At 70.5% G+C, this 11,921-nt stretch carries 12 protein-coding genes; 2 read left to right on the forward strand and 10 right to left on the reverse strand.

The window, feature by feature from the left end; translation table 11 throughout:
* Window positions 1-17 precede the first annotated feature (17 nt).
* The 5 genes from ACFWY6_RS17550 to ACFWY6_RS17570 form a co-directional block, all read right to left on the reverse strand.
* Entirely contained in the window at window positions 18-830 is an 813-nt protein-coding gene (locus ACFWY6_RS17550) for a carbohydrate ABC transporter permease (RefSeq protein WP_384690817.1), read from the reverse strand.
* Window positions 831-854: 24 nt separating this feature from the next.
* The gene (locus ACFWY6_RS17555) at window positions 855-1,835 is read right to left on the reverse strand and encodes a carbohydrate ABC transporter permease (RefSeq protein ID WP_384690820.1); all 981 of its coding nucleotides are present in this window, start codon (window positions 1,833-1,835) and stop codon (window positions 855-857) included.
* Complete coding sequence (locus ACFWY6_RS17560; protein ID WP_384690822.1) at window positions 1,832-3,115, reverse strand: ABC transporter substrate-binding protein; 1,284 nt, start codon at window positions 3,113-3,115, stop codon at window positions 1,832-1,834. Before ACFWY6_RS17560 ends, ACFWY6_RS17555 begins: the two co-directional genes overlap by 4 nt.
* A 316-nt stretch (window positions 3,116-3,431) precedes the next feature.
* Window positions 3,432-4,892 carry a caspase domain-containing protein gene (locus ACFWY6_RS17565; RefSeq protein WP_384690825.1) on the reverse strand — a complete coding sequence of 487 codons (1,461 nt, stop codon included), beginning with the start codon at window positions 4,890-4,892 and terminating at the stop codon, window positions 3,432-3,434.
* A gap of 2 nt (window positions 4,893-4,894) precedes the next feature.
* Entirely contained in the window at window positions 4,895-5,299 is a 405-nt protein-coding gene (locus ACFWY6_RS17570) for a hypothetical protein (protein WP_384690828.1), read from the reverse strand.
* Window positions 5,300-5,519: 220 nt separating this feature from the next.
* Here ACFWY6_RS17570 and ACFWY6_RS17575 point away from each other — a divergent pair, with 220 nt between their 5' ends.
* Window positions 5,520-6,434, forward strand: a complete 915-nt coding sequence (locus ACFWY6_RS17575; protein ID WP_384690831.1) for a PPK2 family polyphosphate kinase — start codon at window positions 5,520-5,522, stop codon at window positions 6,432-6,434.
* Between the two features lie 57 nt (window positions 6,435-6,491).
* Here ACFWY6_RS17575 and ACFWY6_RS17580 read toward each other — a convergent pair whose 3' ends face one another.
* On the reverse strand, window positions 6,492-6,926 hold the full coding sequence (locus ACFWY6_RS17580) for a winged helix-turn-helix transcriptional regulator (protein ID WP_384690850.1): 435 nt from the start codon (window positions 6,924-6,926) through the stop codon (window positions 6,492-6,494).
* Between ACFWY6_RS17580 and ACFWY6_RS17585 the strand changes: the two genes are divergently transcribed.
* Window positions 6,925-7,809 (forward strand): NAD(P)-dependent oxidoreductase, encoded by an 885-nt coding sequence (locus ACFWY6_RS17585; RefSeq protein ID WP_384690833.1) that lies wholly within the window; start codon window positions 6,925-6,927, stop codon window positions 7,807-7,809. The two genes, ACFWY6_RS17580 and ACFWY6_RS17585, sit on opposite strands and share 2 nt — an antisense overlap.
* Here the strand turns inward: ACFWY6_RS17585 and ACFWY6_RS17590 are convergent.
* The 4 genes from ACFWY6_RS17590 to ACFWY6_RS17605 form a co-directional block, all read right to left on the reverse strand.
* Window positions 7,796-8,275, reverse strand: a complete 480-nt coding sequence (locus ACFWY6_RS17590) for a carboxymuconolactone decarboxylase family protein (RefSeq protein WP_384690834.1) — start codon at window positions 8,273-8,275, stop codon at window positions 7,796-7,798. The two genes, ACFWY6_RS17585 and ACFWY6_RS17590, sit on opposite strands and share 14 nt — an antisense overlap.
* Window positions 8,272-9,366, reverse strand: a complete 1,095-nt coding sequence (locus tag ACFWY6_RS17595; protein ID WP_384690837.1) for a dihydrodipicolinate reductase — start codon at window positions 9,364-9,366, stop codon at window positions 8,272-8,274. Before ACFWY6_RS17595 ends, ACFWY6_RS17590 begins: the two co-directional genes overlap by 4 nt.
* A 108-nt stretch (window positions 9,367-9,474) precedes the next feature.
* Complete coding sequence (locus ACFWY6_RS17600) at window positions 9,475-9,990, reverse strand: lytic polysaccharide monooxygenase auxiliary activity family 9 protein (protein ID WP_266872512.1); 516 nt, start codon at window positions 9,988-9,990, stop codon at window positions 9,475-9,477.
* Window positions 9,991-10,119: 129 nt separating this feature from the next.
* Complete coding sequence (locus tag ACFWY6_RS17605) at window positions 10,120-11,532, reverse strand: cation:proton antiporter (protein WP_384690841.1); 1,413 nt, start codon at window positions 11,530-11,532, stop codon at window positions 10,120-10,122.
* Between the last annotated feature and the right edge of the window lie 389 nt (window positions 11,533-11,921).

Here is an 11,921-nt window from a genome sequence, read left to right on the forward strand (position 1 = left end):
CGAAGAGTGTGGTCGGGTCAGCGGGCTGATGCGGTGACACCGCGCAGGAACAGGCCGCGGAACACCAGGAAGACGAGGAGCGTGGGCAGCGACACGATCAGCGCGCCGGCCAGGATGACGGGCGGCCCCGCCGAGCTGTAGGCGTTGTAGAGCGCGTTCAGGGACGCCATCACCGGCTGGACCTCGGGGCTGCGGCTGAGGGTGATGCCGAGCAGCAGGTCGTTCCAGACGGCGGTGAACTGGAAGATGAACGCCGCGCCGAGACCTGCCTTCATCAGCGGTACGTGGATGCGCCAGAAGATCCGCCCCATCGATGCGCCGTCGATCAGCGCCGCCTCGGTGATCTCGGGCGGCATCGTGGTCATCTGATTGCGGATCAGGAAGAACGCGAAGGGGATGGCCCAGGCGACGTACACCATCATCAGGCCGAGCCGGGTGTCGTACAGGTTGGCGTCGGCGTACAGGCCGAAGAGCGGGGCGAGGAACATCTGCAGCGGGAAGAGCGTGCCGGAGTAGATCAGCCAGAACCAGAAGGCGGGCCTGGGGATCGGCAGCACGACCACGGCGAACGCGGCCATGGCCGCGACGAGCACCGCCGCCGCCCCGCACACCACGGCGTACAGGAGCGAGGACTGGAAGCTGTCGCCGATGCCCGCGTCGCTCCAGGCGGTCTTGAGGTTGTCGGCGATGTCGAAGCCCTGCGGGGTCCACGCGGGCTCGCCCGTGTATTCCGTGGCCGGGGTCAGCGCGTTGACGATCAGCAGGTAGAGCGGGATCAGCCAGAACACCACACAGGCGATGACGAAGAGATGGCGCACGGTGCGTCCCATGAGGGTCTCCTCTTCGGGGGCGGGTCAGGCCCGCGCGGTGGACTCGGGCATCTGGCGGCGCAGATACATCCAGGACGAGGCGACGACGATCACCGAGAGGACGAGCGCGATCGCGGAGCCGTAGCCGACGTGGAAGAGCCGGAACGCCTCGCGGTACATGCTCAGGGCGAGGGTCTCGGAGGAGCGGGACGGGCCGCCCTTGGTGAGCAGCCAGATCATGTCGAAGGCCTTGAGGCTGTTGACGATGGCCATGCCGACGACCACGACCGTGACGGCACGCAGCTGCGGCAGCGTCACGAACCAGAACATCCGCCAGCCGGTCGCGCCGTCCAACTCGGCTGCTTCCACGGTGTCCTTGGGGATGGCGCGAAGACCGATGGCGAAGAGCACGACGTTGAGCCCGGTGGCCTGCCAGGTGCTCGCCACGATCATCGCGAGGGTGTTCTGCGGCCATTCGAGCAGCCAGGCCTGCGCCCACGAGTCGAGGCCCACCGCGCGCAGGATCTGGTTGACCGCGCCCTGGCTGTTCAGCATGAAGTACCAGAGGACACCGGTGGCGGCGGCCGAGATCGCGTACGGCAGGACGATGACGAGCTGGGCGAGGCCGCCGAAGCGCATCCGGTGGGTGGCGACGGCGATGAGGAGGCCGGCAAGGACGGGCAGCAGCAGCGTGCCGGCGACCCACAGCAGGGTGTTGAGCAGGGAACGGCCGAAGATCGGGTCGTCGGCGAGCCGCGCGTAGTTGTCGAAGCCGGTGAAGCTGCTCGTGAAGCCGTTGTCCTCGAAGAAGCTGCCGTAGACGCTGCGGAAGAAGGGGTAGACGAGCAGGACGCCGACGAGCGCGAAGGCGGGCAGTGCCCAGGGCAGCGCGGCGAGCGGCCTGCCGTACCTGCCGCTCTCCGCGACCGCCTGGTGCGGGGTGCGGGTGGGCACGCGGCGACGGGTCCGCGCCGCTTTCCCGGAGCTCTTGCCCGCGGCCTTCGCGGTGGTCACGATCTCGGTCATGTCTCCTCCGCCTCCCGCCACACCTTCCATGCCTCGTCGGCGCGCTCCTGCATGGTCCGAAGCACCTGGCGGTACGAGTGCGGGTTCAGCAGGAAGCCGGCCAGATCGTCGACGGTCGCCTCGACGAGTTCGGGAGGCCCTTGTTCCCAGAAGCGGTTGAGCAGCCAGAGCTTGTCGCCGCGTACCGTGCGGGCCAGGCCGTCGATGATCGGGTTGGCGGGTGCGACCTTCGGGTTGGGGCAGCCGTCCTGGAGGGTGTGCGAGAAGGCCTTCATGACGGTGGGGTGCAGCCAGGCACCGGCGGCCTTGCGCGCCTCCTCGTGGTCGGGGCCCTTGACCGTGGAGACGAACGCGCTCGACTCGAAGATCACGCTGGGGCGGGCGCGTGGCGTCGCCATCGGCAGCACGAAGGCGTCGACGTTCTTGCCGGGCTTGCCGCCCGCGCCGACGAGGGTGGAGCCGAGCCAGGTGCCGCAGGGCACCATGCCGATCTTGCCCTGGACCACCTGTGCGGCCGCGTCGTTGTGGTTCAGGTCCATGGGCGTGAACCAGTCCTTGTCGAAGAAGGACGCGATGGTGCGCAGGGCCCGCTCGGCGCGCGGGTCGGTGTAGCGCTCGCGGCCGTTCATCAAGTCCTGGTAGAAGGACGGGTCCTGACGGCTCAACACCTCCTGGAACCAGATGAAGGAGGGCCAGCGTCCGTCGGCCGTGCCGTGCAGGGGCGTGATGCCGTTCTGCTTCAGCCGTGTGCAGGCGGCGAGGAAGTCGTCCCAGGTCTCGGGGGCTTCGAGGTCATGCTTCTTGAAGACCTCGGGGTTGTAGAAGAACACCCAGTACGCGAGGTTCATCGGCAGGGCGTAGACGCGGTCCCGGTAGGTGAACGCGGTACGCAGGGACGGCTCGACCCAGCCCTTGCCGACCGCGCTGTCCCACTGCTCGGTCAGGTCGACGACACCGCCGGTGCGGGCGAGGTCCTGAAGCCGGTACCCGGACCAGTACTTGAGCATGTCGGGCGTCTTGCTCGTCCGCAGCGAGGACCGCACGACCTGCTCGAACGACTCCAGGGACGCGATCACCTCGGGCACGAGCTCGATGCCCGCGACCGACTTCATGGCCTGGCCGGCGGCGGCCATCGGCTTGGCCCAGGTGGCGTTGTCCCCGTGCACGGCGACCTTGCCCGGAGGCTTGCCCTCGGCGGTTCCACAGGCCGCGGCGAACGCACCGGCGGCGGCCGCGGCGAGGAGGGTACGCCGGTCGACATCCTGACGACTACCTGACATGGGCAGCTCCCTCAGGTGTGTGTCAGCCCGGTGTTAGCGTTACCACGGGCGTCATGGAGCTTCGAGGCGCAGGGCCGGGATGTCAATGGGCAACGCAAGAAACAACGGGACGGGCCCCGCCCCGTAGGGGGCGCGGGGAACTAGCGCGCTCAACCCCCACCGACCCGCAGATACATCACCACCGGCACTCGCCCCGTCAGGGGCGCGGGGAACTGCGCGCTCAACCCCCACCGACCCACAGTTCCATCACCGGCCCAAAACAGCCGGCCGACACCCACCGCCCCGCAGACACATCACCGCACCACCAGCGGAGCACTCAGCCCCGCTGGATGCCCGACGTATCAAGCAGAAAACCCCTGCGGCCCTCCTGCGTCATCGCGAGCAGCCCCTGCCCCCGTCGCTCGACGGCCAGGTACCACGTGCCGGGCAGCAACTCCCCCACGATCTCCAGGGCCCCGCTGTCACTCATCAGCGGCCGCGCCACCGGCACCGCGAACCAGAACATCTCGAAGTCCGGATCCGGATCCGCGGCCACGGCGTCGGCGAGCCGTTCGGCCGCACGCACGGTCTCCTCGGTGCGCCTCTTCGCGGCCGCCGTGGCCTTCGTTCCCCGCGGGGAGCCCGACTTCGCGGCGGGGGTGTACGAGTCGGCGTCACCCCGCTGGATCCCCGCGAGGTCGAGGATGAACCCCCGCATCTTGCCGTCGTCGCTCCGTGCGACCAGGCCCCTCCCCCGCTGCTCCAAGGCCAGATACCAGGTGCCCGGCAGCAGCTCCGCCACCGGCTGGAGCGAGCCGTCCTCGCCGAAGAGCGGACGCGGTACCGGCACGGCGAACCAGAACGGCTCGAATCCCGGCTCGGCCGTCGCCGTCACGGCACTGGCCAGGCGCTGCGCGGTCTCCACCGTCTCGCGGGCGCGGCGCTCGGCCTCCAGCCGCAACTGTTCGTTCTCCAGGCGCAGTTGTTCGGAGCGCTGCTCCATCTGGGCCAGTCGCTTCTCGGCCTCGCTCAGCCCGGCGACGGGCGGCGGCGTCGGCGTCGCCGCGCGGTTGCGGGCGATGGCGATGAAGCCGCCGAGGTTGCGGTTGCGCTGCTGCGGCAGCGGGCGGGACTTGCCGGCCAGCGTGCGGTGCACATGCCGGTAGAGGGTGTCCATGTCGAGCGGATCGGGCCGGTCGGGAACACCCCCGGTCAGGGTGGCGATGAGCTCGCCGGTGAACGCGGTGTAGCGCTCGCCGGGCGGGGACAGCGCGGGGCGGGTCTCCGCGGATGCCGTGAGCAGGCAGGTGCCCTCGACCACGGCCTGGTCGGCGATGTGCGTGCTCGCGCTCATCTTGCCGAGGAGGGCGCGGCCGCTGTAGCAGCAGTCGAGGATCACCACCGTGCGCCGGGCATGGGCCTGCTGGTCGAGGACGGCCCGGCGCAGGTATTCGTAGCGCAGCGAGGTGTACTCGCGCTCGCGGTCCGATCCGGGCAGGGCGAGATACAGCTCGTCGGTGTGCGGATCCGTCAGACCGTGGCCCGCGTAGTAGACGAGCAGCGTGTCCTCGGCCCGGCGCGCCTTCTCCCGGACGGTGTCGAGGATGTCGCCCACGCCGTCCGGCTGGGCGATCACCGTGCAGGCGTCGTCGGCAAGACCCCACACACCGGGGTCGGTCAGCGCCTCGCGCAGCCCTTCCAGGTTCTGGGCGACGGCAGGCAGATTCTCCAGGGTGGCGTACGTGTGGACGCCGATGAGGACGGCCTCGGAGCGGGCCGGGTCCGACAGCAGGGCCACGGCTAGTCGTCGTCCCCGTCCGTCGTGACGGGTGCGGGCGCGGCGGTCGCGTTCCACATCCGCAGGATCTGCTCGACCTGCTCCGGGGAGCTGTCCCGCAACGTGACCACGACGCCGTCCCGTTCGACGCGCACCTGCGGCGGGCGCGGCCGCGAGCCGCGCCAGGCGGCGACCGCGGTGATCAGACCGGCCAGGGCGATGCTGTTGGCGAGTACGACGTTGACGAGTTCCAGACCGTCGCCCATGTGGCCGCGGGCCTCGCGCGCCGCACGGGTGGAAACCCTTGCGTGGCCGCGGAGTTCGGGCTCCGCCATGAGCCAGCGGGACAGCGACAGGGCGGATTCGGCGCCGTTCGCTTCCGCTTCCGCGCCGGCCGTGCCGTCGCCGAACGTGACGTTGACTTCCACGCCTCGGTTCCTCTCCCCCGACAGTGATCGGCGATGCTCATCGTAGGGGCCGGTCCGGCGCGAGCACCGGGTTTTCCGGGGCCCGGCAGCTTCCGGGGCCAGCTGCTTCCTGGGCCAGCTGCTTCCTGGGCCCAGGATTGCCCGACAAGGCTCAAGCCGAGTGGCGGGCCCCGGCTCCCGCGTCGCACGATCGGGGAAGACCACCGGAAGGGACCGCTCAGTGGCGAAGACCAAGAAGGGCACGAAGGACACCAAGGGCACGAAGAAGAAGCAGGGTGAGGGAGCGAGGAGGCCCCCCGCCCAGCTGCGCGAGCTGTTGCGGATTTCCGAGGGCGAGCGCGTGGACCTCTCCGCGTACGACCCGGCCGCGACCCCGGCAGGACCGGCGGACAAGGCAGCGGGAGTCCTGGCCACCGCCCAGATGGGTGAGCGCCTCGCGGACCTCCAGGAGCGGCTCTACGCGGCGAGCACGGCGGGCGACCGCCGCCGCGTCCTGCTCGTCCTGCAGGGCATGGACACCAGCGGCAAGGGCGGCACGGTCAAGCACGTCATCGGCCTGTTCAACCCCTCCGGCTGCCGCATCAAGGCGTTCAAGGCTCCCACGGCCGAGGAGCTGAACCACCCGTTCCTGTGGCGCATCATGCAGGCGCTCCCCCACCCCGGCGAGATCGGCATCTTCGACCGCTCGCACTACGAGGACGTCCTCATCGCCCGGGTGCGCGACCTGGTCCCGCGCAGCCAACTGGGCCGCCGCTACGGCCAGATCAACCGCTTCGAACGTTCCCTGGCCGACGACGGCGTCACGGTCATCAAGTGCTTCCTGCACATCTCGTACGAGCAGCAGCGCCGCCGCCTCCTCGAACGCCTCGACAACCCTGAAAAGCACTGGAAGTTCAACCCGGGCGACATCGAGGAGCGCGCCGTGTGGCCCGCCTACCAGGAGGCGTACGAGATCGCCCTGGAACGCTGCTCCACGACGCACGCCCCGTGGTTCCTCGTCCCGGCGGACCGCAAGTGGTACCGCAACTGGGCCATCAGCAAGCTGCTCCTGGAACATCTGAACGCGCTGGATCCGCGGTATCCGAAGGCCGACTTCGACGTGGACCTGTGCAGGAAGCAGCTCCTGGCCACGTAGCTCGCACACTCACACACGCACGCTCACCCGCACACGTACCTCAAAGTGCGTGATTGATCAGCGGGTTGCGGTGGCCGATGCTGGTCGAGCCGCAGCGAGCGCCGCTTCCGATCCCGCCGATGACGAAGGCATCGAGCGTTCCGCCAGGTGGTCCTGGCCCCAGGCGTCAAGCAGTTGCAGCAGTTCGTAGAGCCGGTGGCCCTTCGGGGTCAGTGAGTACTCGACGCGGGGCGGCAGTACGTCGTACACCTCGCGGTGCACGATGCCGTCCGCCTCCAGTTCGCGGAGCTGCTGGGTCAGCACCTTTTCGCTGATCCCGGTGACGAGCCTCCGTGTCTCACGGAACCGGCGCGGGCGCTCGGCGAGCACCCACATCACGAACGCCTTCCATTTCCCCTCGAAGACGGCGACCGCCGCACTCATCCCGCATTCCCGCGGATCGACCGCGACCACTACGGAGTCACCCATGTCCACGACCACGTCTACGTCCATGCCCACGTCCGATTCCCCCTCCCACGCCCCCGTCACCGTCCTCGGGCTCGGCCCGATGGGCCAGTCCCTGGCCGGTGCCTTTCTTGCCGCGGGCCATCCCACCACCGTGTGGAACCGTACCCCGGGCCGTGGCTCCGGCCTGGTCGAACGCGGGGCCGTGGCGGCCGGTTCGGCCGCCGAGGCGATCGGGGCGAGCCCGCTCGTGGTGGTGTGCGTGCTCGACTACGACGCGGTGCGCGCGGTGCTCGAACCGCACGCCGACGCCCTCAAGGGGCGCACCCTCGTCAACCTCACCGCCGATACTCCCGACCGGGCCCGGGCCACCGCCGCTTGGGCGCGGGCGCACGGGATCACCTACCTCGACGGCGCGATCATGGTTCCCACGCATCTCGTCGGCACACCCTCCTGTCTCGTTCTGCACAGCGGTCCGGCCGAGGCGTACGCGGCGCACCGGGACACGCTCGCCGCGGTCGGCGGCACGTCCGTGCACCTGGGCGAGGATCCGGGGCGGGCGGCGGCGTTCGACGTCGCGCTGCTCGACGTGTTCTGGACGGCGATGACCGGCATCGTGCACGCCTTCACGCTGGCCGGCGCGGAGGGCGTCGCCGCGCGCGATCTGGCCCCGTACGCCCGTGGGGTCGTGGAGCTCCTGCCGCACTTCGTCGGCTCCTTCGCCGAGCAGATCGACACCGGCAGCCACCCTCCGGAGGGCTCGAACCTCCGCTCGGCGGCGGCCATCATGGCGCACGTCCGGGAGGCCGCCACGGCCCGTGGGATCGACGCGTCGGTCATCACGGCCGCCCACGAGGTCGCCCTGCGGGGAATGGCGGCCGGGTACGCGGAGGACTCGTACTCGCGGGTGGTGGAGGTCAACCGGGGGTGAGCCGGCACACCGCGTCGAGGCCGAGGACGTGGTTGAGGCGGCCGAACGCCAGCCAGGATCCGATGCTCATGCTCAGTTCGACGATCTCGCGCTGGGTGTAGTGCGCGGTCATGCGTGTCCAGAATTCGTCGTCGAGGCCGTGGTGGTCCAGGGCGTACCGCTCCGCGTACTCGGCGGCGAGCCGGGTGCGGTCGTCGAAGGCGTCGGTGGTCCGCCAGTGGGTCACCGCGTCGGCGAACTCCGCCTCGACCTTGTGCCCGTCCCTCTCGGTGCGCCAGTCGAGGCAGAAGAGGCAGCCGTTGATCTGCGCGATGCGCAGCCGTGCGGCCTCGAACTCCCTTAGTCCCAGGGCGGTGTGCTCGTACACGGAGAGGGAGAAAGCCGCGGCCGCTGGCCCGATGCCGGGGACCATCTCGCCCCATACGTAGCCGATCGGCTCCTGCCCGTCGGGGATGTCGATCATCATGGCCTGCTCCTCTTGAGGTCACTGGCGCCGAGCTTGCCCGCCGCGGGCCGCAGCGGTACGTCGAGTGCGTCGTACAGGCCGGGTTCCGCGTCCGCCAGCCAGTCGACGGCGTTCACCAGACGGCCGACCGCGGTGGCGTTGCCGCCCGCTGACCGGTTCTCGCCCTCGTCGGCGGCCTCGACCGAGACCTCGATGCGCGGGCGGCCCTCGATGATCACCCGGTGGACGCCGGAACCGTCCGGCGGTGCGGGCCAGTCGGGTGCGCAGGAGGGGTGGATGCGGGTGATGTGCTCGACGACGATGCGGGGTACGCCGTCGACGACGCCCTGCACCTCGAAGCGGACCGCGCCCTGGGTGCCCGCCGCGAACTCGCCCATCGTCCGGGTCCGCACCGTGGCATCCAGCGCGCGGCGCTCCAACGACTCGCGGATCTCGTCGAGTTCGGCGCCGAGCGCCCTGGCCATCAGCCGCAGCTGCCCGCCCCACACCATCGTCGGGACGGTGGGCGCGAGCATCAGCGGTTCGTAGTCCATGGGCTGGCCCATGCCGACCAGGTAGCGGACCGATTCGGGCTGGTCGTAGGTGGAGTAGTCGAAGATCTCCTGGCAGCGGATCGCGTCGACGGTGCTGCCGAGCCCGCTGACAAGGAGGGGCAGTACGTCGTTGGCCCAGCCGGGGTCGACGCCGGAGACGAACAGGGAGCCGCCGCCGTCCGCGATGGCGGCGAGCACCGGGTCCCGCAGCTCGGGCGGGGCGCTGCGATGGTCGTAGAGGGCGTAGAGCGCCGGCGTGACGACCACCGCGCCGGCCCGGATCGCCCTGCAGACGTCGGCGAGCGCCTCGTCGGGGCGGATGTCGCCCGACGCCGCGTAGACGACGGCCCGGGGGCCCGCGGCGAGCACGGCTGACATGTCGTCGGTCGCCGATACTCCCAACTCGACGCCGAGATCGGCCAGTTCGCCCACGTCGCGGCCGACCTTGCCGGGATCGTGGACAAGGACGGCCGTGAGCTTCAACGCCGGGTGGGCGTCGACGGCACGGATGGCCGCGCGGCCGACGTTGCCGGTACCCCAGACCACCGTGGAAATCATGCGGCGGAGGGTAGCGACAGGGGGTGTCGGTTCATAGGGCCGTGACAGGAAAGGTGCGATGCACAGGTGCCGGGGGAGGGCACCGGCCGACCGTCACGGCCCTTGTGTCTAGCGGATGTTGACGTCGATGCAGGCGTAGAAGGCGTTCGACGTGTCGCCGATGTTCCACACGGCGAGCACCTTGTGCCTGCCGGTCGCGCTGCCCAGATTGACCTGGTGGGAGACGGTGGCGGGAGGCTGTTGGTTGCCGCCGTCGATGGTGGCGACCTTCGTGCCGTCGACGAAGTACTCGTAGTTCGCGGTGCGGTGCCGCGCGGTGAACGTCCAGGTGAAGGTCTGCGTCCTGCTGACGTCGCTGACCCGCCAGCCCTTGCTGTCGTCGTCGAGCTCCGCGAACCTGGCGTTGCCGCCGCTGCAGCTGCGCAGCCCCTTGGGCCCCTCGACGCTCTGTGGTTCGTACTTGATCTCGCCGCACGCCACCGTGCCCGCGGCGCACTGCGCCTGACGGCTCGCCGGCGCGTTGACGTACCCGTGCGCGCTGGCCGAACCGGTCGGCAGGGTGAGGGCGAGGACCGGTGCCAGACCCGCGCCGATCGCGGCGGCGGTCTTCCGCTTTCTGTCCATGCGTACTCCTTCACGGCGGTGCTTCGTGGGGGTGTGCGGCGTGAAGTGCTCTCGTGGGGCGGCCGTGGCCGGATGTGCACGGTGGCCGATTAGTCCAGACCATAGACTTCGGCGAGCCTCGGTCAAGGTTTACTTTCGGACGACCGCCTGTATCAGTCGCAGCCCCGGTCCCGTCATGGCCGTCGTGACGAGAGTGACGAGCACGAGCACGGCGAACAGCTGGTCGTCGATCACTCCCGCCTGGTGCCCGATGCCGAGCACGACCAGTTCGGTCAGGCCGCGCGTGTTCATCAGTACGCCGAGCACCAGCGAGTCCGTACGCGTCAGGCCGGACAGCCATCCCGCGAGGCCCGCACCGAGGATCTTGGAGAGCATGGCGGCGACGAGCATCCCGCACAGGAGCAGCACGTTCCCCCAGTCGAGGGAGAGTTCACCGAGGTCGAGGGAGAGGCCGAACCCCAGGAAGAAGAACGGGAGAAGGAGCTGTGCCAGCGTGTGGACGGCGGCGGACTGCGCCTCGCCGGACTGTCCGCGGAAGGTGGTCGGCCAGGCGAGCCCGAAGAGGAACGCCCCGATGAGCTGGTGGATGCCGAGCTGCGCCGTGAGACCGGCCGAGGCGGCCACGCCCGCGGTGCACAGCGTGAGGACGGCGGCGGGCGAGCGGCCCAAGGGCCCTTCGAGCACCCTCTTGAGGCCTGCCCGTACCGGACCGAGCAGGACCGCCGTGGCAACGAGCGAGAGCAGCAGCGTCTGCCATGTCGTACCCGGCCCGTCGCCCTGCGCCAGCGCGAGGGCCACGGTGAGCACCAGCCAGCAGACGCCGTCCCCGACCGCCGCGGCGTAGAGGCTGAGCCGGCCCGTCTTGCTCCCCAGAAGTCCGAGGTCGGCGAGGATGCGGGCGAGCACGGGAAAGGCCGTCACGCTGAGCGCGCAGCCCAGGAACAGGGCGAAGGCGGTCGGTTCGGAGGAGACCCCCTCGTAGCGCGGGAACAGCCACAGCGCCAGCGCGGCCCCGGTCGCGAACGGGACCAGGAAGGACGCGAGGGTCACGAGCGGCGCGCCCTGCGCCTCGCGGGCCGTCCCGCGCGCCTGGGACAGTTCCTGCCCCACGCCGAACATGAAGAGGACCAGGCCGAGTTGGGCCAGCGCGTCGAGCCCCGTCACCACCGGCTTCGGGAAGATCCACGAGAACACGTCCGGCGCGAGCCGGCCAAGGAGCGTGGGCCCCAGGGCGAGTCCCGCGCAGATCTCGCCGATGACCCGGGGCTGGCCGAGCCGCTCCGCGAGCGCTCCGGCGCCGCGTGCCACGACGAGTACGGCCGCCGCGGCGAGCAGCAGCACCGCGGTGGTGGAGGCCCCGGGCCCGTGCCCGCCCCCGCCGCCCGCGTCCCCGCCCCGCCCCGCCTCGACCAGCGCGAGGACACCGGCGACGGCCGGCACGACGACGAGCAGTCCGTATCCGATGCGCCGACGCAGCCGGACGGTCCGGCGGTCGGCGGGCGCGTCGTCATCGGCGGGGGCGGGGAGGGTCTGGGGAGACACATCACGTGACTCCTCGGTCTCTTCTGTGAGTCTCACGTCGATAGCCGATCTTGTGTGTGGCCGGGGTGGGGTGGCCGCTGTGGCCGGGGTGGGGTGGCCGCTGCGGGTCGGTGCGGGGCGGTCGGTGCGGGGCGGTCGGTGCGATCGGTGCGGGGCGGCCGCTCTGGAAAGGCCGTTGCGGACGGCCGGTGCGGAGTGATCGCCGCGGACAGCCGCTCCGGAACAGCCGCCGCAGACAGCCGATGCGAAGTGGCCACCGCGGACGACCGATCCGGAACAGCCGCCGCAGACAGCCGATGCGAAGTGGCCACCGCGGACGACCGATCCGGAACAGCCGCCGCAGACAGCCGGTACGGAACGGCCGCCACGGACAGCCGGTCTCGAATAGC

Source organism: Streptomyces sp. NPDC059037, assembly GCF_042740015.1.
Lineage (GTDB): Bacteria > Actinomycetota > Actinomycetes > Streptomycetales > Streptomycetaceae > Streptomyces.